The following is a 20209-nucleotide window of genomic DNA, read 5'->3' on the forward strand; positions in this document are numbered from 1 at the left end:
AAATCACGTCAGGAAACAAATTTCACGCTCAGAGCGTGAAACCCTCGCCGAGATAAAGCCGGCGCACATCGGGGTTTGCCACCACTTCGTCGGCGCGGCCATGCGTCAGCACCTGGCCGGCATGGATGATGTAGGCGCGGTCGATGAGGCCGAGCGTTTCCCGCACATTGTGGTCGGTGATGAGCACGCCGATGCCGCGCGCCGTCAGATGGCGCACAAGCTGCTGGATGTCGGCGACGGCAATCGGGTCGATGCCGGCGAAGGGCTCGTCGAGCAGCATGTAGGCCGGCCGCGTCGCCAGGGCGCGGGCAATTTCCAGCCGCCGCCGCTCGCCGCCGGACAGCGACATGGACGGTGCCTTGCGCAGATGGCTGATGTGGAATTCCTCGAGCAGTTCGTCGAGATTGCGCTCGCGGACCTTGCGGTCCTTCTCGACCACTTCGAGCACGGCGCGGATGTTCTGCTCGACATTGAGGCCGCGGAAGATCGACGCTTCCTGCGGCAGATAGCCGATGCCGAGGCGGGCGCGGCGATACATCGGCATCGAGGTGACGTCGAAGCCGTCGATCTCGATCGTGCCTTCATCGACCGGCACCAGGCCGGTGACCATGTAGAAACAGGTGGTCTTGCCGGCGCCGTTCGGGCCGAGCAACCCGACAGCCTCGCCGGCGCGCACGCCGATGGTGACACCGCTGACCACCTTGCGACCCTTGTAGCTCTTGGTCAGACCCTTGGCGATCAGGGTGCCCTTGAACTTCGCGGAATCGACGGTGACTTTGTCGGGTGTAGCAACTTTGCTGGCTGCCCGTCCCGGAAGACGGGTCAGCAGCGACGATACGCCGGCCATCAGTTCTTCGGCGCCTCGGATTTCGGCGGCGGCGTCATCGACATGATGACGCGCGGACACCCTTTGACCTCGGCCAGGCCGCTTTTCATCTGCACGGTGAGCTTGCAACCCTTGAGAATGTTGGGTCCCTGGGACAGCACGACTTCCGCGCCGTCCAGAACAAGCACCTGCGTCTTCATGTCGAAACTGCCCTTGTCGCCGGTGGCGACCTGGTCGTCTGACTTGATGTAGACCTTGTTGGTAACCACCAGATGGTCGATGTTGGCCGAACCGGTCATCGCCGATGCGCCGGCGGCCGCGCCCTTGGCGGCATTGGGGTCCTTGACGTAGTAGACCTCCATTTTACCGGCCTTGAGCAGCGTCGGTCCCTGCGTGACGGTGACGTTGCCGCTGAATAGCGCCATGCTGTCGGCCTGGCGGACCTCGAGCTTGTCGCTTTCGATCTGGATCGGCTGGTCGCCGGACAGCTTGAGCCCCGATTGGCTGGTGGCGCTGGACTGCGCCCAGGACGGCGCCATACCCAGCAACAGCAAGGCCGAAGCTGCGGCGACAAGCCGTGCCGAATTACTGGGACGCATTCGATTCTCCGCTCTTTGCCTCTGCCGCCTTCATAGTGGCCGGATCGATGTGAACGCTTACCTTGTTTTCGAAAACGACAACCTTGCCATTTTCCTCGACCGCCATGGAACCCGCCGTGATCCGCGAACCGTTGCGGCTGACATCGACCGGATCACTTGTCTTCATAGAGCCTTTGCCCATGTCGAGGAAGACCGATTTGAAGATGGCCGCGACGCCGTCGGTGGTGGTGACGGTGACGTCGCTGGTCATGTCCATCGTGTTGGCGCTGCGGTTGTAGATGCCGCGCTTGGCGTCAACGACCGCCACATTGTCGGCCGTCAGCGGCAGTTTGGCATGGATGCCTTCGAGTTCGATGATGTCCTGCTTGCCGACGTCCTGGATGGCGCGCTCGGCCGTCAGCGAATAGGGCAGCTTCTGCTTGGTGAAACCGTTGAGCTTGGGATTGGCCATCACCAGCTTGCCGTCGGCAAAAGCGGTGCCGTCGGCCTGTATCGAAATGTTGATCGGCGCCGCGAGATAGGAATAGACCGGAAACGCAACCGCGATGCCGGCGGCAAGCAGCGGCACTGCGAATTTCAGCACCCGCACGCGGCGCGAATGGCGCTGGGCGCGGTCGAAGGCGTCACCGCGCGTGCCCGCTGGCGCCGTGGGCGCCAAGGCCGCATCGGCGTTGGTCGGTTCGTCCGATCGAGCTAGCATGACTGTCTTCTAATAAGCCCTTGTCCGTCAAAACACCTGCTATAGGTGGGTTGCCGGCCCCCGCAAGCAAGCACAAGCGGAGGAAAACCGCAAAAATGTGACGGCCGTTGTTTTTGCAAACGGAAATCAGGCGACACAATTTCGGCACTTCATAGCAGAAACGAACGCGTCGCGTCATTTTTTCCTGAAATGCCTATGCAGCCACGGTCGCTTCGTCGCAGGCCCGTGAGGAAGAGGTAGCCGGGCGCGGACGCTTGCTTTAAAAGCATCGCTTCCCACCGACTATGAGGCAGACCATGGCACTGAGAGCCGACGACCTGATCGACCGCCGCCGCTTGCGGCGCAAGCTGACCTTCTGGCGCGGCGCCGCTATTGCCATCGTGGCCCTCGGGGTGATTGCGCTCGCAGGCTGGTTCTATGGCGAAGACCTCGGCGGCTCTTCCGTCGACCACATCGCCAAGGTCAGGATCGAAGGCACCATCACCGAGGATGAGGAGCTGATCAAGCGGTTGGAAACCATCCGCACCTCCTCGCAGGTCAAGGGCGTCATCCTGGCCATCGATTCGCCCGGCGGCACCACGGTCGGCGGCGAATCGATCTACGAAGAAGTGCGCAAGCTCGCCGCCGACAAGCCGGTGGTGGCCGAGGTCGGCACGCTGGCCGCATCGGCCGGCTACATGATCGCCAGCGCCAGCGACCACATCGTCGCCCGCAAGACCTCGATCGTCGGCTCGATCGGCGTGCTGATCCAGTATCCCGATGTCAGCGGCCTGATGGACAAGGTCGGCATCAAGCTCGAAGAGGTGAAATCCTCGCCGCTGAAGGCCGCGCCCTCGCCCTTCAAGCCGACCAATGACGATGAGCGCGCCATGGTCCGCAAGCTCATCCTCGACAGCTATGACTGGTTCGTCGGCATCGTCGCCGAGCGCCGCAAGATGACCCGCGAGCAGGCACTGGCGCTCGCCGACGGGTCGATCTTCACCGGCCGCCAGGGTCTCGCCAACGGGCTGATCGACGCCGTCGGCGGCGAAAGCGTGGCGGTCGACTGGCTGGCAACCAAGGGCGTCGACGCCAAGCTCAAGGTGGTGGAATGGAAGGACACCGAACGGCGTGGCGGCTTCCTGTTCTCGAAAGCAGTTGCGCGCAGCGTCGGCAGCGCGCTCGGCCTGTCGGACTCAGGAAGCGACGTTCTTCACGAAATTGGCGCTGATCGCTTGTTTCTTGACGGTCTCGTTTCCGTCTGGCACCCTTGATCTGCCGTCTGGGGCGAGTAAAAAAGCAAATAAAATCATCCTGATAATTTGACCGCAGCGCTTTCACGGGGACCTGTCTGATGATCAAATCCGAGCTTGTGCAGATCATTGCCACGCGCAACCCGCATCTTTTCCTGCGCGACGTCGAAAACATCGTGGGGGCGATATTCGACGAGATCACCGATGCCCTTGCCGAAGGCAACCGGGTCGAGTTGCGCGGCTTCGGCGCTTTTTCGGTGAAAAACCGCCCTGCCCGCACCGGCCGCAACCCACGCACCGGCGAATCCGTCGAGGTCGAGGAGAAGTGGGTGCCGTTCTTCAAGACCGGCAAGGAATTGCGTGAAAGGCTGAACGGCGGCAAATAAGCGCGGACCAACGCGCCGGCCTTTCTCAAGGCTTGCCCTCGCCAAGGAATCTCTATGTTCAACCGCTTCATACTCATCGTGGTCTTCGTGCCGCTGGCTGTCATCCTGATTGCGCTGGCCGTCGCCAACCGCGAACTGGTCGCCTTCACGCTCGACCCGTTCAATCCCGGCAACCCGAAGCTGACGCTGAACTTGCCGCTGTTCATCTACCTGTTCGTGGCGCTCGCCATCGGCATGGTCGTCGGCAGCCTGGCGACCTGGGTCAAGCAGGGCCGCTACCGCAAGCTGGCGCGCCAGCGAGGCGTCGAGGCCGAGAATTTGCGCCAGGCGGTCAGCCGCGTGCCGGCCGCGCCGCAAGGCTCTGCCCCAGGGACAGCGCTACCGAAGCCAACGGCCTGAGCCGGCGCTTTTACCTTCGCGGAGTTTTGCATGCTGACCATTTCGGCCGACGCTGTCGACCAGGCGCTGACCTTTCCCGGACTGGTCGAGACATTGCGCACGGCCTTCCGCGAGGGTGCTGTGCAACCCGTCCGACACCATCACGGCGTCGAGCGGCCCGACGGCGCCACGTCCACACTGCTTTTGATGCCGGCCTGGACCGACTTCCATGCCGCCGGCACATCGGTGGGCGGCCATATCGGCGTCAAGATCGTTACCGTCTCGCCCGACAACAACGCCATCGGCAAGCCGGCGGTGATGGGGCTCTATCTGCTGCTCAATGGCGCCACCGGCGAGCCCGAGGCGCTGATCGACGGCCAGCGGCTGACGCAGTGGCGCACCGCTTGCGCCTCGGCGCTAGCTGCCTCCTATCTCGCCCGCGAGGACGCCTCGCGGCTCCTGGTGGTCGGCGCCGGCGCGCTGTCGCCATTCCTGGCCAAGGCGCATTCGGCGGTGCGGCCGATCAAGACCATCCGCATCTGGAACCGCACGCCGGCCAATGCCGAAAAGGTCGTGGCGGATTTGCGCGAGCAAGGTTTTGCGGCCGAGGCCGCTAGCGATCTCGACGCCGAACTTGGTCAGGCTGACATCGTCTCGTCGGCGACGATCACGACGACGCCGCTGGTCAAGGGCGCGCTGCTGAAGCCGGGCGCGCATGTCGATCTGGTCGGCGGCTTCACGCCGACTATGCGCGAAAGCGATGACGATGCGATCAAGCGCGCCCGCATCTATGTCGACACCCGCGCCGGCGCCACCAAGGAAGCCGGCGACATCGTCCAGCCGCTCGCCTCCGGCGTGCTCAAGCCGGAAGCCATCGTCGCCGATCTGCACGAGCTGGCGCGCGGCGAAAAACAGGGCCGGCAGAGCCCCGGCGAGATCACGCTGTTCAAGTCGGTCGGCGCCGCGCTCGAGGATCTCGCCGCCGGCATCGCCGTCTACAACGCGCTCAAGCCGTAGCGTCCGCCGGAGCCCTGCGATCGAACTTTCTGATCGCTTCGGCGCTGACCGGCGTGAAGAAGTTCACCAGATTGCCATCGGGATCGCGCAGCAGCAGCGATCGGTTACCCCACGGCATCGTCGTCGGCGTCTGCCCGAAATCACCAATGATTTCCGCCAGTTTGCCGTACTCGGCGTCGACATCTGCAACGCGAAACTCGATGATCGCCGAACGATTGGCGGCCGGCTGCGCCACATCGGTGCCGAACAGCGCCAAAGTGCGCGTACTGCCGATCGCCAGCGTGCAGGAAGCAGTTGCCAGTTCGGCGAAATCTGGCGTGAACCAGCTTGCGCCAAGGCCGGTGATCGCCTCGTAGAAGGCCACAAGAGGTTTGATCTCATCGGTGATGATGCGGATCGATACGAAGTCCATACTATTCTCCTTGGAACAAGTTGCAGCGGTTCAAACCATGATACCTGTTGTCGCCAGGCTGCTGGCGGCTTGGCGTCGGCAGCCATCAAGCCGAAGACCTCACGCCGCCTCGGCGATGTTGGCGCCCATCGCCTGCGCGATCAGCCGGAAATCATGCTGGCTGATCTCGAACAGGCCGAAGCGCAGCTGATAGCCCCAGTTCGATTTGCCCCTGGTGAAGTCGAGTTGTTCGAGCAACGGCTTGATCGGCGCTTCCGCCCCGTTCGACCATGCAACGTCGCGCCGGAACGGCGTGAAGCCGCCGCCCATGTCGCCCTGATACGGCTCGCCTTCGCGCACCGTGCCGATGGCGGTGAATGCCTGCAGGCCGTCCTTCTCGCGCAAAATGGTGGTCGGCGAGTAATAGACCACACCGTCGCCGGGCTTGATCCGGCGCAGCGGTGCCGCCTTGCCGTGATTGACCTGCATGAAGCCGGCCTCGCGGCCGCGGCGCACATGCTGCGCCGAGGCCACCGCGATCCAATGAGCGCTCATCCCTGTTCTCCGTCGTTCATCCAATAGACGCGCAGCCGGTGGTTGTCGGGGTCGAGCGCAACGAACGTGCGGCCGAAATCCATGTCGGTCGGCGTTTGCAGGATGGTCAGGCCGCGCCCTGCCCAGTCGCTGTGGGCGGCGTCCACCGCATCAGGCCGGTCCAGTGCGAAGACCAACTCCGCACCGCCGCCCGCGGCCGCCGCCGACGGCTCCACGGTGTGGCGCGACCACAGGCCGAGCTTGAAGCCATTGTCGAGCACGAACAGCACGAAGGTCGGTGACGTCTCCACCGGCTGGCGTCCCAAGAGCGCGCTGTAGAAGGCGCCGCTCCGCTCCGGGCTGTCGACATAGAGGATGACGAAATTGGGGGTGTTCATGTCTGCTCTCCAAGGTTTCGATTGGAGGAGCATAGGCGGCCCTACTGTCAGATTCTGGCAGCAGCGATCGACAAGCAGGCGGAAAGAAGCATCAGGCGCCGGGCTGACGCTTCGACGCATCCAATGTCGCCCGCCATTCCTTCAGCAGCACCTGCCGCCGGCGTGGATAGCGGATATCGGTGGTGTTGAGATCGGACATGCGGTCGGCGCGAAAATGGCGGAAATCCTGCCGCGTCTCGCACCAGGCCGCCACCACTCGCACCTTGTCGAAAAAACCGAGCGCAAACGGCCAGACCATGCGTTCGGACGCGGCGCCGCCGGCATCACGGTAGAGAAAGCCGAGTTTTCTCTCGTTGCGGATCGCCTGCCGCACCACGCCGAGGTCGACGCTTTCGACCAATTCGTTGCGTGGCCCGACCAGAAGCGCGGTGGCATCGAGATCCTCGCGCAGATCGTCCGGCAGCACGGCGGCGATCTTGGCCAGCGCATCGGTGGCTGCCTCCGACAGCCGCTTGTCCGGTTGTCTGGCAACCCAACGCGACCCCAGCACGATGGCCTCGATTTCCTCGTCGGTGAACATCAGCGGCGGCAGCATGAAGCCGGGCTTCAGCACATAGCCCAGCCCCGCCTCGCCCTCGATCGGCGCGCCTTGGCCCTGCAGCGTGGCGATGTCGCGGTAGAGCGTGCGGATCGAAACGCCCATCTCGCCGGCAAGCGTGTGGCCGCTGACCGGCCGGCGATGCCGGCGCAGGATCTGGATCAGGTCGAGCAGGCGTTCGGAACGGGACATGATTCTCGAGGAGTTGCGACCAGACCCACGATAGAGCCGCATGGGCGCGGCAGGAAGCCATGACGGTCCGAGCCACTCGGAATGCTGCCGCGCCCGCTCCCGTCAGAGGCGAAACACCTTGACCTCATTGCCGCGCTCCAACGCCTTGTTGGCGATGAAGATGTCCGCCTTCGACTGCTCTACCTCGCGGTCGGCGAGAACCCGCAGCATGGCTTCCAGCCGCCTGAGCGCGATGGCCTTGTTGCGATGTTGCGAACGCTCGTTGCGTGCCGTCACCACGATGCCTGTCGGCAGATGCACGGCGCGCACCGCACTGTCTGTGGTGTTCTGATGCTGCCCGCCGGGACCGCCAGCGCGCAGTGTTTCGAAGCGCACATCGGAGAGTGCGATCGAAGCATCGGCAGGCGCTGCCGCCGCCAGATCCACCGTCTTCACGCCGACAAACCAGTTCTGGCGTTTGTGGCCCGGGCGCACCGTACTTTTGAAGACGAATTTGACGGTCCCGCAATACTCCGCCGCCAGCGCCGGCGCGGATGCGCCTTCGACGGAAAGCAAAGCGGATTTGGCGCCGTGCCGGTCCGGCTGATGGCCGAAGGTGGTCTCGACGGTGCCGCCGCGCCGGGCGGCTTCGGCTTCGATGATTCCAACCAGCGCCATCAGCGCAACGCGGCATTCCACCGGCCCGTTGCCAGAGGTGACGAGAAGATCAATCGCGGGCATGGCGATCCCTCCTTTCCCGGCGGTCGCGGTTTGGTTTGCCACGCGTGCGATCGGGCGGACCTTCGATGGCCTTCTTGTAGGTTACCAGCGGCCTCATCGCCGCCAGTGCCGTCACCAGCCCGGCCTCGGAGAGATCCCGCACCACCTGGCCGGCATCCTTGTAGGCGGTTGCCGCTTCCTCGATGACCAGATTGCGGTCGTCGCAGATCAGCTGCCCGCCCCATTCATTTCGCAACAGCGCGTCGCGCTCCGACTTGTTGCGGCCGACGCGGCCATGCATGGTGGCGCGGTCGTATTTGCGGCCGGCGCCATGCGAAATGGCGCCCAGCGACAACCCGCTGCCGTCCAGTGCCCTTACGACATAGCTCAGGCTTGCCCGCGAACCGGCGATCGGCGCGATGTCGCCGGCAGCAATCGCCGCCGAGCCCTTGTGATGCACCAGTCCGTCACCCCGGTCGCGAACAAGGTTGTGCGGGATATCGCTGACCAGCCGGACATCGCTTTTCAGCGCAGCCGCCGCACGTTCGGCGATCAAGGCGCGGTTGAGTGAGGCCCAGGCGACACAGACATCGTGCTGGCGCCGCCAGTAGATTCCGTCCGCGCTGTCGGGATCGAGCCCCTCGGTTAGAGTGGACAGCCGATCGAGCATCTGCCCGAAGACAAAGGCGCCGAGGCCGCGCGAGCCCGAATGCACCAGAAGATAGAGCTTCTGGCGATCGAACAGGCTTTCCCCGGCAGCGTCGATCGTCCCGTCGACCGCTTGCAGCTCGCAGAAATGGTTGCCGCCGCCGATCGTGCCGAGCGCCTCGGGATAGAGATCCCGCGGCAGGTCGGAGCGCCCAAGCGCCTCGGCTGGATCGAAGACATTTTCGGCCTCGAGCTGGCGCAGACGCTCAGCCGCCTTGTCGATCCTGAGCTTGCGCAGCGGCAGGTCGAGTTCGAACAGCGACATGCCGCAGCCGATATCGTTGCCGATCAGCTGCGGATGCAAACGCCTGGACAGCACGGCAATGCCGGTCGGGCCGTATTTGCCGGGATGCAGGTCTGGAAAGGCCGCAACCGAGCTGACGCCGGGCAGCGCCGCGACGTTGTTCAACTGCTGGAGCGCCGCGCCCTCGATCCATGTCTGCGGCGAATAACAATGGTGGATGTGCGCGGGCTGCGCCACGCACGACGAAGAGGAGCCGAGGCCCCCGATAAGATTGCCCATGATGGAACATCTCTGGATACAGGTCCGGATTCGGACGCCGTCAGGCATCCGTTCGACCGGCGTCCGTCAGCAAAAATGCTGGCTTACGCCGGAACCCTCAAGGGGTGCGCTGTGAAGATGGTCGTCATCTTTCGCTCCCATTCCAGAAACAACAAGGCGGCCCTCTTAGAGGAAGCGAGCGAAAACACAAGTGCGTGGCTGCAACAGTACGAGCGTCATCGCTTGTTGCGCCGCCGCGGCCCACATGCCAAAAGCGGCCACTCGGCCCGGAGACGCTCCTGCTTGAAGTCTTTTCGCGACAAACGCCGCGACAACCGCCCGCCCGCAAAAGGCAGGGCCGAACACGTGCGGCCGCAGCCGGCCGCTGCGCCAGTGCGACCGGAAGCCAGGCGTCACGACACGAAACCGGACGACCGGTCTGATCCGAAGCCAGCGCCTCGCATCCTTGCCCGCCGCGATGGCGCCCTGCCCGCCGAGCGCCTGCCGGTGATCCTCGAAGTGGCGCCCAATCAGGACTATGCGCTGCTCGACAGCGGCGCCGGCGAAAAACTCGAACAATACGGGCCCTATCGCATCGTGCGGCCCGAGGGTCAGGCGATCTGGCAAAAGGCCTTGCCGGCCAGGGATTGGGACCGCGCCGACGCCATCTTCACCGGCGACACCGACGAGGAAGGCATCGGCCGCTGGCGTTTTCCCAAAACGCCGCTCGGCGAGACCTGGCCGATGAAGCATGACGGCATCGACTATCTCGGCCGCTTCACCTCGTTTCGCCATGTCGGCGTCTTTCCCGAGCAGGCCTCGCACTGGGACCACATGGCCGGGCTGATCGCGGCGGCGAAGCGTCCGGTCAAGGTGCTGAACCTGTTCGGCTATACCGGCCTTGCCTCGCTGGTGGCGGCCCGCGCCGGCGCCGAGGTCACCCATGTCGATGCCTCAAAGAAGGCGATCGGCTGGGCGCGCGAAAACCAGGAGATGGCCGGCCTCGGCAGCAAGCCGATCCGCTGGATCGTCGACGATGCGGTGAAATTCGCCGAGCGCGAGGAGCGCCGCGGCAGCCGTTACGACATCATCCTGTTCGACCCGCCCGCCTATGGCCGCGGCCCCAAGGGCGAGGTCTGGCAATTGTTCGAGGACCTGCCCGGCCTGACAGACCTTTGCCGCGCGATCCTGACGCCGAAGCCGCTGGCAGTGGTGCTCACCGCCTATTCGATCCGCGCCTCCTTCTTCGCCATCCATGCCTTGATGCGCGACACCTTCGCCGGCATGGGCGGTACGGTTGAGTCAGGCGAACTGATCATCCGCGAGCAATCCGCTGGGCGGGCGCTGTCGACATCGCTGTTTTCGCGCTGGGTGGCCTGAATGCCCGGGAGTCTTGAATGAACGAGCGGCACGCCGGCGCGCCGGGCCAGGTGAAGGAAGTCACCAGCCTTGCCAACCCGCTGATCAAGGACATCAAGGCGCTGGCGCAGAAGAAATTCCGCGACCAGCAGAACGCCTTCATGGCCGAAGGGCTGAAGCTGGTGATCGACGCGCTCGACCTCGGCTGGTCGATCAGGACGCTGGTCTTCGCCAAGGCCGGACGCGGCAATGCGGCGGTCGAGAAGGTTGCGGCGCGCACGGTCGCCGCCGGCGGCACCGTGCTTGAAGTCTCCGAAAAGGTGCTGGTCGCCATCACTCGCCGCGACAACCCACAAATGGTGGTCGGCGTCTTCCAGCAGAAACTGCTGCCACTGAAGGACATCCGCGCCCACGATGGCGATGTCTGGGTGGCGCTCGACCGAGTGCGCGATCCCGGCAATCTCGGCACAGTCATCCGCACCGTCGATGCCGTCGGCGCCAAGGGTGTCATCCTGGTTGGCGAGACCACCGATCCGTTTTCCGTCGAGACCGTGCGCGCCACCATGGGCTCGATCTTCGCCGTGCCGGTAACCAGGGCCACGCCGGAAGCATTTCTGGCCTGGCGCAACAGCTTTTCCGGCCTTGTCGTCGGCACCCATCTGAAGGGTGCGGTCGATTACCGCTCGGTCGATTTCTCCAGAGGGCCGGTGCTGTTGATGATGGGCAATGAGCAGCAGGGCCTGCCCGACAATCTGGCCGAAAGCTGCGACAGGTTGCTCCGGATTCCGCAGGCGGGCCGCGCCGATTCGCTAAACCTAGCGGTCGCCACTGGCGTGATGCTGTTCGAGATCCGGCGCGGTGCGCTGAAGCTTGCTCCCGAGGACGCCAAATCGTGAAATCATGGTCCCCCTACGTCCTGCTGGCCATCGTCGCCTTTGCGCTCGACCAGTGGATAAAACATCTGGTGGAGACCAGCCTCGCCTTTCAGGAGAAGATTGATCTGGTGCCTTTCCTGGCGCTGTTTCGCACCTTCAACACCGGCATCGCCTTTTCGATGTTTTCGTCCTTGAGCGATACTGGCCTAGTGGTCATTGCCACCCTCGTTGTCGCTGTCGTGCTTTATCTTGCGACACTCACGCCGCGCAGCCACGTGTTTGCCCGCATCGGCTTTGCGCTGATCGTCGGCGGCGCGCTCGGTAATCTCGTCGATCGCGTTACCTATGGTCACGTCATCGATTACATCCTGTTCCACACGCAGACGTGGTCCTTCGCTGTCTTCAACCTCGCCGACGCCTGCATTTCGGTCGGCGCCGTGCTGATCGTCTTCGACGAACTCATCGGCTGGCGGCGTGAGGCGAAGCCGCAAGGTCCGGACGCTTGACCAATTGACGTCGCCGGACGGTCGCCGCACAGTCCGGCCAGCCTTTGCCGGCCTTCACAGCTGCCTGATCGAGGAGAAAAAATGTCCGAGACGTTCAAAGCCATCCTCGTTTCGCGCGATGCCGACAAGAAGCAGTCGGTCGAGATCGTCGATCTCACTGAGACCGATCTGATGGAAGGCGATGTCACCGTCGCGGTCGAGGCAACGACGGTCAACTACAAGGACGGGTTGGCCATAACAGGCAAGGCGCCGGTGATCCGCCGCTGGCCGCTGGTGCCAGGCATCGATTTCGCCGGCACCGTTCTCTCGTCATCGCATGCCGACTGGCGCAAGGGTGACAAGGTGATCCTCAACGGCTGGGGCGTCGGCGAAACGCATTTCGGCGCCTATGCCGGGCGCGCCCGCGTCAGAGGCGACTGGCTGGTGCCGTTGCCCGACGGCATCAGCGCCCACGATGCAATGGCGGTTGGCACCGCCGGCTATACGGCGATGCTGTGCGTTATGGCGTTGGAGCGGCACGGAATTGTGCCTGATCGCGGCCCGGTGGTGGTGACGGGCGCCGCCGGCGGCGTCGGTTCGGTCGCGGTCTCGATCCTGTCCAGCCTCGGCTACCACGTCATCGCCTCGACCGGCCGCAATGCCGAGAGCCCGTATCTGATCGACCTCGGTGCCGCGGAAGTGATTTCGCGCGAGGAGTTGTCCCAGCCGGCCAAGCCGCTGGTCAAGGAGCGCTGGGCAGGCGGCATCGACGCCGTCGGCAGCCACACGCTGGCCAATGTGCTGTCGATGACCTCCTACGGCGGTGCGGTCGCCGCCTGTGGCCTGGCCGGCGGCATGGATCTGCCGTCGAGCGTCGCCCCGTTCATTCTGCGCGGTGTCTCGCTGCTCGGCATCGATTCGGTGATGGCGCCCAAGGCGGTGCGCCTCGAAGCCTGGCGCCGCATCGGCACCGATCTCGACCTGGAAAAGCTCGCCGGCCTGTCGACGACCATCGGCTTCGACGGCATCATCCCCGCCGCTCACGACATCGTCGAAGGCAAGATCAGGGGCCGGGCGGTCGTCGATATGTGAGGCTCCCGAAGCATGATCCCGAAAGTGGTATCCGGGTTTCGGAAAGGATCATGCGCTGCGGAAGACCCCAAAAATGCATGACCGCTAAAATTCGAACGATCCGCCGCGCTTTTCCATAATCTCTATCTGGCAAGGATTTCCGCATGATCGCGGAGTCCGCCAGGAAAGAGAACAACCGTGCCGAGAGCGTCGACGGGCCGAGCCCGACGGCGCCGAAGCGGCAGCTTGTTGTCCCACCGCCGCTGGCGCCGGATTTTCCGCGCACCACGCACGAAGGCCTGCTGTTCCTGACCGTCGTCGCCAGTGTCGTGCTGGCGGGCCTGTCCCACCTCACCGGCGCGCCGATCTTCCTCACGCTCGGCCTGCTGGCGACCGGCCTTGGCGGCGTCGCCATGCACCTGCGCAACCGCCACACCGTCCATCGCGCGACGGCCTTGCTCGACGAAACAGCCGCCCGCAGCCGCGCCGAGATCGAGACGCTGGCCGACCGCATGTGGGAGATGCAGGAGAGCGAGGAGCGTTTTCGCGGCTTGATCGATGCGCTCGGCGATCTCGTCGTCCACCGCGACCGCGACGGCCACATCGTCTATGCCAACAAGGTTTTCGCCGGCCTCGTCGGAACAGATCAGCGCGATCTTGCCGGCAGGACGCTGGCCGACCTCGGCATCGATGTCGGCATCGTTCCCGACGCCGCCTTTTCGGATCACGAATGCCTGAGTTCCACCGACGTCTCCATCCGCACGCCGAACGGCCCGCGCTGGTTCTCGTGGATCGAACTGTCGGTGCGCGACAAGGACTCAGGCGCCGTTTCGCACCGGGCGATTGCCCGCGACATCACCGCCCGCAAGCGCGCCGAATCCTCGCTGATCACCGCGCGCGAGCGCGCCGAGTATGCCAGCCAGGCCAAGTCGCGCTTCCTCGCCACCGTCAGCCATGAAATCCGCACGCCGATGAACGGCATCATGGGCATGGCCAAGTTGCTGGCCGACACCAATCTGTCGCCGGAGCAGCGCACCTATGTCGGCGCCGTCTCGACCTCGGCCAGCGCGCTTTTGGCGCTGATCGAGGACCTGCTCGATTATTCCAAGATCGAGGCCGGCCGCTTCGACCCGGAGCCGCAACCGACATCTGTGCGCGAGATTGCCGACAACATCATCGAACTGATGGCGGCGAAGGCCTTCGCCAAGAACATCGGCCTCGGCTGTCACGTCGAACCCGACGTGCCGCAGATGATCATGGCCGATCCGGGAAGAGTGAGACAGGTGCTGCTCAACCTCATCGGCAATGCGATCAAATTCACCGACACCGGCGGTGTGCTGGTCTCGGTCGCACGAGCCCGCACCGAGACCAGCGACCGCATCTGCTTCACCGTCGCCGACACCGGCCCCGGTCTGCGCGAAGAAGACATGGAGCGCATCTTCGAGGAATTTGAACAGTCCGACGGCACCTCGACCCGCGCCCATGGCGGCGCCGGCCTCGGCCTTGCGATATCGAGGCGCCTGGTGACGGCCATGGGCGGCGCCATTTCGGTGTCGAGCCGGCTTGGCGAGGGATCTGAATTCGTCTTCGAACTCCCGGCCACAGGGGCAACCGAAGCGCCGCAGAACCGGCAAAATATCCTCGCCGGCCGGCGCGCCGTGATCGTGTCGAACAACGCTGTGGAGGCCGATGCCATCGCTCGCACCATCCTCGCCCATGGCGGTGCCGTCGATGTCGCCGCGACCAGTTCCCAGGCGGCTCCTTTCGCCGAACATTGCGACGTGCTGTTCATCGATGCCGCCATGGAAGACAGCGACGGCAGGCTGCTCAAGCGCCTGCGCCAGAGCGGCTTTACCAATTGCGAGGCGATCACGCTGATCGCTCCGACCGACCGCGGCATGCTTGGCGAATTCCGCGCCAGCGGCTACACCACCTTCCTGGCAAGGCCGGTGCGCGGCGAAACACTGCTGCGCGTATTGTTGACCAGCCATGCTCCTGCTTTACCCCTTCCCAAGAAGCCGGAAAAAAGTGGCGCGGCCTCCCTTCGTGCCGTCGGCGCGCGCCAGCAAGGCCTGTCGGTGCTGATCGCCGAAGACAATGACATCAACGCCATGCTGGCCCGCGCCACGCTTCTGAAGGCAGGGCATCGGGTGAAGGTTGTCGGCAACGGCAAGGCCGCGGTCGAGGCAATCACCGAAGCCGGGCTGAAACACCGTTTCGATGTTGTGCTGATGGATTTGCACATGCCGGTGATGGACGGGCTGGACGCGATTGCCGCCATCCGCCGCCACGAGGAAGAAATGGCCATGCCGCCGGTTCCGATCATGGTGCTTTCGGCCGACAGCCAGGAAAAGACCCGCCACACCGTGCTCGCCCACGGTGCCAGCGGCTTCGTCACCAAGCCGCTCGACCCCGAGGCGCTGGTCCATGCTGTCGAGGGCCAGGTCGCCGCCTGAGGCCACCTCGGCGTGCGTCTGTCATCACGTAAGGTAGCCGGTTGAGGGTTTTCGCCAGCCGACGAAGTATTGCCCGCAGCGCCGTATCACGGTACTGTCACAATCCTGTTGCACCTACACCGTATCCCCGTGCCAAGAGGGATGGCTCGAAGGAGAATCACTCGTGCATACAGTTATGCCGGAATGTGACACTCGGCCCAACGCAGGCGGCGCTTTGCTCGCCGCGCGTAGTGCCGATGCCGTCGCAACAGGCGCTCCGCTGGGCCGGATCGGCAATCTCGAAGTGCGGCTTGCCCGCAACGAGGCCGAGATCGCTGCCGCGCAGGAAGTGCGCTACCGGGTATTTTATGACGAGCTTGGCGCCAGGAAAGACCTGTTCCAGGCGCAGGATCGGCGTGACGCCGACCGCTTCGACCCGCTCTGCGACCATCTGCTGGTGTTGGACACCTCGATCTCCGGCCCCGAGCACCGCCGCATCGTCGGCACCTATCGCCTGCTGCGGCAAGAGATCGCGGCGACCGCCGGCGGCTTCTATTCCGAAGGCGAATTCGAGCTGACCAAGCTCATCGCGCGCCATCCGGGCCAGCGCTTCCTCGAGCTCGGCCGCTCCTGTGTTCTTAAGGAATACCGCTCCAAGCGTACCATCGAGGCGTTGTGGCAAGGCATCTGGGCTTACATCAATCACTATGAAATCGGCGTGATGACTGGCTGCGCCTCGTTCCACGGCACGGTGCCGGCGGCGCATGCCGAGGCGCTCACCTATCTTGCCCATCACTGCCGCACCAATTCGGCCTGGGATGTGCGGGCGGTCGCCGGACGCTATTGCTCGATGGATTTGATGCCGATCGAGGCGGTCAACGCCAAGGCGGCGATTGCGGCCATGCCGCCGCTGGTCAAGGGCTATCTGCGCGTCGGCGCCCGCATCGGCGACGGCTGCGTCATCGACCGCGAATTCTCGACCGTCGATGTGTTCGTGGTGATGCCGGTCAAGGAAATCGGCGCCCGCTATGTGAACTACTATGGCGGCGAAGCGCAGCGGTTTGCGGCGTAAGGCAGTAGGCAGTAGTGAAGGCTGCCGTGATTAATGCCTTCTCACTACTGACTATTCCCTACTCACTAATCCCTCTCCTTACGGAATATCCTCCGGACGCCTTCCCGGGCGGCTCTTGTAGGACGGAAACGTCCAGCCGAATTTGAGCGCGCCGCCGCGCACCAGGAACGCCGCGACAAAACCGGCGAGATCAGAGGCAAGCGGCGGCAGTCCGGCAAGATCGCCAAGCGTATAAAGGCCGGCGCCCGCGAGCGCCGCGCTGACGTAGATTTCGGGCCTCAGCAGCACCGACGGCTCGCCGGCCAGCAGATCGCGCAGAATGCCGCCGAATGTGGCGGTCAGCACGCCCATGATGACGGCGACGACCGGGGAACCGGTGATCGCCAGCCCCTTGGCTGCGCCCATCACCGAAAAGGCCGCCAATCCGATCGCGTCGAGCCAGAGCAGCCATTTCCAGCGCGAGTCGAAGCGGTGGGCGATGAAGAAGACCAGCACCGCAACCGCCGCGCAGATCAGCACATAGCCGGAGTTGGCGACCCAAAAGACAGGCAGGTTGAGGATGACGTCACGCAGCGTGCCCCCGCCGATGCCGGTGACGCTGGCCAGGAACAGGAAGCCGATAATGTCGAGCTGCTTGCGCGAAGCCGCAAGCGCCCCGGTCGCGGCAAACACGGCGACGCCAGCATAGTCGAGGAGGTCGATGGGTGTCAGGGACATGAGGTAGTAGGGATTGGGCAGTAGGAATTAGGAATTAGGGAAAGTATGAATAACACGAAGCCGCGCGATTGATACGCCTGCCTATTCCCTACTGCCTACTGCCTACTGCCTACTGCCTATTCTCTACTCACGCATCCCTCTCGGCCTCATCATTCACCGGACCCGGCTCGACCGGCGTCTCGGCGGCAGCGAATTTGGGGCCGCCCTTGGCGACGCCGACCATGGCTGGCCGCAGCACGCGCTCGCCGATCGAATAGCCCGGCTGCACGACCTGGACCACGGTGTTGGCGGGCACATCGGGATTGGGCACCTCGAACATCGCCTGATGGAAATTCGGGTCGAACTTCTCGCCTTCCGGGTCAAGCTTCTTCACCCCGTGCCGTTCCAGCGCCGACAGCATGGCGCGCTCGGTGATCTCGACGCCGTCGATCAGCGCCTTGAAGCCGGCATCTCCGGCCGCCTTGGCCTCGGCCGGAATGGCATCAAGCGCGCGGCGCAGATTGTCCGACACCGACAGCATGTCGCGGGCGAAATTGGCCACCGCATAGGCGCGCGCGTCGTGCACATCGCGGGCGGTGCGGCGGCGCAAATTCTCCATCTCGGCCGCGACGCGCAGCGCGCGGTCCTTCAGTTCTTCATTTTCCTTCAGCAGCCGCACCAGCGCTTCATAGTCGCCGTCGATGCCGCCTTGCGTGCGCTCGGCCTCGGCCGTTTCGATATCCTCGGGCGCGCGTTCGTCTTTTGTCTGGTCGCTCATCGCCATTTCCCGTCATTCGAATGGTTTGGATTTGCGCCCGATATCGAGGTTTGGTGGCCAAAAATCAAGGGGCAAGCGATGCTTGGAGCCATTCGGAGGACCTTGGCCCCGATCGCGAAGATCCTTCAAAATTAATTCAAATTTTACCGTGATTGCCGGCTTTGCTTGCCAATACCCCGCTATGGGGGAACCATTTCGTGGCCGGAGGAGTTTCGAAGCCAACACAGGATTTTTGGGACAATGACAGGCAACAACGGCAACAGGAGCGAAGAGCTCGCCGCCGATCTCAGGCGCCAGTTCGGCACCGAGGCAACGAAGCGCTTCCTGCGCAGCTTGCCGGCATTCCGCACCGAGGCCGACATTCCGGAGCATTTTCGGGATCTGCTCGACCGTCTGGATGGCATAGAAGCCAGCGTGGCAGGCGGCCAGCGCCGGCAGTAGCGCCGCGTCGGGCACGCGCAACTACCGGATCGCGTGACAATTACGCGCAGTAATTTAGCGTGAGCTGTGCCTTGCGGCAACGGCAAGCCACGCCTATGCTTCCTGATGAACATGATTTCCCCCGAGACGGCCGCAAACAGCAAGCGCGCCTGGTTGAAGATTCTGGCGCGCTACAAGAAGCCCGACCGGCGGCGTAGCGCTCTCGAACTCGCCATCACCCTCATTCCTTTCGTTACGCTCTGGGCGCTCTCTTCGGCCGCCTATTCCTACGGCCACTGGTGGGGCCTGGTCCTCATCCTTCCCGCTGCCGGCTTTCTGGTGCGGATCTTCATGATCCAGCACGATTGCGGCCACGGTTCCTTCTTCGCCAACCGCACCGCTGACGACTGGATCGGCCGTGCGCTGGGCGTGCTGACGCTGACGCCCTATGATTGCTGGCGACGCGCCCACGCCGTGCACCATGCCAGCGCCGGTAATCTTGACGAACGCGGCATGGGCGACATCCGCACGCTGACCCTGGCCGAGTACCGGCGCCTGTCATGGCGCGGGCGCCTGGCCTATCGTCTTTACCGCCATCCGCTGGTGATGTTCGGCCTCGGGCCGATCTGGCTGTTCATCTTCGAGCAGAGACTTCCGATCGGCATGATGCGCGGCGGCCTGACGCCCTGGGTGTCGTCGATGACGACGAATCTCGCCATTGCGATTGCCGCAGCCCTGCTCATCTGGTGGATCGGCCCCGGCGCTTTCCTGATTGTCCATCTGCCCATCGTCGTCCTCGCCGGTTCGGCGGGCATCTGGCTGTTCTACGTCCAGCACCAGTTCGAGGAGACGGAATGGGCGAAAGACGAAGAGTGGGAGTTCCAGCATGCCGCGCTGCACGGCTCGTCCTATTACGACCTGCCGCCAGTGCTGAACTGGTTCACCGGCAATATCGGCGTCCACCACGTCCACCATCTCTCGGCCAAGGTGCCGGGTTACCGGCTGCAGGAAGTGCTGCGCGATTATCCGGAACTGCGCGGCATCGGCCGCGTCACGCTGCTCGACAGCCTGCGCTGCGTCAAGCTGGCGCTATGGGACGAACAGCGCCGCAAGCTGATCTCGTTTCGCGAAGCGCGGGCCTTAGCCTAGAATAAACCGCCGCACCAAAGGCGCGGCGGCATCTTCCAAAAACCGGCTCAGGCGGCCTTGCGCTCGTCGCGCATCAGCGCCTTGCCGTCGCGGATCTCGGTGCCGAGCACCTTCAGACATTCGCGCATGAAGGCGGCAAGGCCGGGCCAACCCTTGGCCGACACCAGATTGCCGTCGACATGGGCGCCGGTCGGCGCGACATCGATGTAGATGCCTCCGGCCAGCGTCACTTCCGGCTCGCAATATTGCAGCGCCGCCACTTCCCGGCCGCGCACCACGCCGTCGACCGCAATCAGGATCTGCACGCCATGGCAGATGGTGAAGATCGGCTTGCCGGTCTCATGGAAATGCCTGACCAGCGCCTGCACCCTTTTGTCGATGCGGATATATTCGGGACCGCGCCCGCCGGCGGCATAGACGGCATCATATTGCGCCGGATCGACCTCGGAAAACGTCTTGTTCAGGATGTAGTCGTGGCCGAGCTTTTCCGTATAGGTCTGGTGGCCCTCGAAATCGTGCAGCGAAGTCTTCAAGATGTCGCCGGCCTTCTTGTCGGGACAGACGACATGGACGGTGTGGCCAACCGCATGCATGGCCTGTTCAAAGACGAAAATCTCATATTCCTCGCTGAACTCGCCAACGAGCATCAATATCTTTTTGCCTGCCATGCCGGTCTCCTCCCTTGCTGGCCATTATTTCGGATCGCGAA

At 64.0% G+C, this 20209-nt stretch carries 24 protein-coding genes; 12 read left to right on the forward strand and 12 right to left on the reverse strand.

Translation table 11 applies throughout. From position 1 onward, the window contains the following. Positions 1-28 precede the first annotated feature (28 nt). The 3 genes from lptB to lptC are packed head-to-tail and all read right to left on the reverse strand — an operon-like array spanning position 29 to position 2125. Complete coding sequence (gene lptB / locus AC1DZ8_RS24180) at positions 29-847, reverse strand: LPS export ABC transporter ATP-binding protein (protein ID WP_477305378.1); 819 nt, start codon at positions 845-847, stop codon at positions 29-31. Beyond that, a complete protein-coding gene (locus tag AC1DZ8_RS24185) occupies positions 847-1425 on the reverse strand; it encodes an LptA/OstA family protein (protein WP_477305204.1) in 579 nt (192 codons plus the stop codon). Before AC1DZ8_RS24185 ends, lptB begins: the two co-directional genes overlap by 1 nt. Then, positions 1412-2125 (reverse strand): LPS export ABC transporter periplasmic protein LptC, encoded by a 714-nt coding sequence (gene lptC, locus AC1DZ8_RS24190; RefSeq protein WP_477305202.1) that lies wholly within the window; start codon positions 2123-2125, stop codon positions 1412-1414. The genes AC1DZ8_RS24185 and lptC overlap by 14 nt, the downstream gene beginning before the upstream one ends. Before the next feature lie 296 nt (positions 2126-2421). Between lptC and sppA the strand changes: the two genes are divergently transcribed. From sppA to lhpI, 4 genes are all read left to right on the forward strand, one after another. Then, on the forward strand, positions 2422-3378 hold the full coding sequence (gene sppA / locus AC1DZ8_RS24195) for a signal peptide peptidase SppA (protein WP_477305200.1): 957 nt from the start codon (positions 2422-2424) through the stop codon (positions 3376-3378). An 80-nt stretch (positions 3379-3458) separates the two neighbouring features. Continuing rightward, entirely contained in the window at positions 3459-3743 is a 285-nt protein-coding gene (locus AC1DZ8_RS24200; RefSeq protein WP_006200394.1) for an integration host factor subunit beta, read from the forward strand. 54 nt (positions 3744-3797) lie between these two features. After that, positions 3798-4142, forward strand: a complete 345-nt coding sequence (locus AC1DZ8_RS24205; RefSeq protein ID WP_477287698.1) for a LapA family protein — start codon at positions 3798-3800, stop codon at positions 4140-4142. A gap of 30 nt (positions 4143-4172) precedes the next feature. Continuing rightward, a complete protein-coding gene (lhpI, locus tag AC1DZ8_RS24210; RefSeq protein WP_477305198.1) occupies positions 4173-5138 on the forward strand; it encodes a bifunctional Delta(1)-pyrroline-2-carboxylate/Delta(1)-piperideine-2-carboxylate reductase in 966 nt (321 codons plus the stop codon). On the opposite strand, the gene AC1DZ8_RS24215 is transcribed toward lhpI, so the two are convergent. From AC1DZ8_RS24215 to AC1DZ8_RS24240, 6 genes are all read right to left on the reverse strand, one after another. After that, positions 5128-5550, reverse strand: coding sequence for a VOC family protein (locus AC1DZ8_RS24215; protein WP_477305196.1), 423 nt, complete (start codon positions 5548-5550; stop codon positions 5128-5130). The two genes, lhpI and AC1DZ8_RS24215, sit on opposite strands and share 11 nt — an antisense overlap. A gap of 99 nt (positions 5551-5649) precedes the next feature. Then, the gene (locus AC1DZ8_RS24220; protein WP_477305194.1) at positions 5650-6084 is read right to left on the reverse strand and encodes an EVE domain-containing protein; all 435 of its coding nucleotides are present in this window, start codon (positions 6082-6084) and stop codon (positions 5650-5652) included. Next, positions 6081-6461, reverse strand: coding sequence for a VOC family protein (locus AC1DZ8_RS24225; RefSeq protein WP_477305192.1), 381 nt, complete (start codon positions 6459-6461; stop codon positions 6081-6083). The genes AC1DZ8_RS24220 and AC1DZ8_RS24225 overlap by 4 nt, the downstream gene beginning before the upstream one ends. Positions 6462-6552: 91 nt before the next feature. Next, positions 6553-7251 (reverse strand): helix-turn-helix transcriptional regulator, encoded by a 699-nt coding sequence (locus AC1DZ8_RS24230; RefSeq protein WP_477305190.1) that lies wholly within the window; start codon positions 7249-7251, stop codon positions 6553-6555. Between the two features lie 102 nt (positions 7252-7353). Continuing rightward, positions 7354-7971: a peptide chain release factor H gene (gene prfH / locus AC1DZ8_RS24235; protein WP_477305188.1), complete on the reverse strand. Its 618-nt coding sequence runs from the start codon at positions 7969-7971 to the stop codon at positions 7354-7356. Next, a complete protein-coding gene (locus tag AC1DZ8_RS24240; protein WP_477305186.1) occupies positions 7958-9181 on the reverse strand; it encodes an RNA ligase RtcB family protein in 1224 nt (407 codons plus the stop codon). The genes prfH and AC1DZ8_RS24240 overlap by 14 nt, the downstream gene beginning before the upstream one ends. 282 nt (positions 9182-9463) lie before the next feature. Between AC1DZ8_RS24240 and AC1DZ8_RS24245 the strand changes: the two genes are divergently transcribed. From AC1DZ8_RS24245 to olsB, 6 genes are all read left to right on the forward strand, one after another. Continuing rightward, positions 9464-10540: an RsmD family RNA methyltransferase gene (locus AC1DZ8_RS24245; protein ID WP_477305184.1), complete on the forward strand. Its 1077-nt coding sequence runs from the start codon at positions 9464-9466 to the stop codon at positions 10538-10540. Positions 10541-10557: 17 nt separating this feature from the next. After that, a complete protein-coding gene (locus AC1DZ8_RS24250) occupies positions 10558-11415 on the forward strand; it encodes a TrmH family RNA methyltransferase (RefSeq protein ID WP_477305182.1) in 858 nt (285 codons plus the stop codon). After that, complete coding sequence (lspA, locus tag AC1DZ8_RS24255; RefSeq protein ID WP_477305180.1) at positions 11412-11900, forward strand: signal peptidase II; 489 nt, start codon at positions 11412-11414, stop codon at positions 11898-11900. Before AC1DZ8_RS24250 ends, lspA begins: the two co-directional genes overlap by 4 nt. 81 nt (positions 11901-11981) lie before the next feature. After that, positions 11982-12971 (forward strand): acrylyl-CoA reductase (NADPH), encoded by a 990-nt coding sequence (gene acuI / locus AC1DZ8_RS24260; RefSeq protein WP_477305178.1) that lies wholly within the window; start codon positions 11982-11984, stop codon positions 12969-12971. Positions 12972-13114: 143 nt separating this feature from the next. Further along, complete coding sequence (locus tag AC1DZ8_RS24265; RefSeq protein ID WP_477305176.1) at positions 13115-15406, forward strand: response regulator; 2292 nt, start codon at positions 13115-13117, stop codon at positions 15404-15406. A 175-nt stretch (positions 15407-15581) separates the two neighbouring features. Beyond that, entirely contained in the window at positions 15582-16457 is an 876-nt protein-coding gene (gene olsB / locus AC1DZ8_RS24270) for a l-ornithine N(alpha)-acyltransferase (protein WP_477305376.1), read from the forward strand. Positions 16458-16535: 78 nt separating this feature from the next. Here the strand turns inward: olsB and AC1DZ8_RS24275 are convergent, their stop codons facing one another. Together AC1DZ8_RS24275 and grpE are read right to left on the reverse strand one after the other, a co-directional pair. Continuing rightward, complete coding sequence (locus AC1DZ8_RS24275) at positions 16536-17174, reverse strand: trimeric intracellular cation channel family protein (RefSeq protein ID WP_477287673.1); 639 nt, start codon at positions 17172-17174, stop codon at positions 16536-16538. A gap of 127 nt (positions 17175-17301) precedes the next feature. Then, positions 17302-17931 (reverse strand): nucleotide exchange factor GrpE, encoded by a 630-nt coding sequence (grpE, locus tag AC1DZ8_RS24280; RefSeq protein WP_477305174.1) that lies wholly within the window; start codon positions 17929-17931, stop codon positions 17302-17304. A 240-nt stretch (positions 17932-18171) separates the two neighbouring features. On the opposite strand from grpE, the gene AC1DZ8_RS24285 reads away from it, so the two are divergent. Then, positions 18172-18372 carry a hypothetical protein gene (locus AC1DZ8_RS24285; RefSeq protein WP_477305172.1) on the forward strand — a complete coding sequence of 67 codons (201 nt, stop codon included), beginning with the start codon at positions 18172-18174 and terminating at the stop codon, positions 18370-18372. 105 nt (positions 18373-18477) lie between these two features. Beyond that, entirely contained in the window at positions 18478-19500 is a 1023-nt protein-coding gene (locus tag AC1DZ8_RS24290) for a fatty acid desaturase (protein ID WP_477305170.1), read from the forward strand. Between the two features lie 47 nt (positions 19501-19547). Here the strand turns inward: AC1DZ8_RS24290 and AC1DZ8_RS24295 are convergent, their stop codons facing one another. Continuing rightward, a complete protein-coding gene (locus AC1DZ8_RS24295; RefSeq protein WP_142868981.1) occupies positions 19548-20168 on the reverse strand; it encodes a DJ-1/PfpI family protein in 621 nt (206 codons plus the stop codon). Between the last annotated feature and the right edge of the window lie 41 nt (positions 20169-20209).

It is taken from the genome of Mesorhizobium sp. P2_F7, from assembly GCF_056403695.1.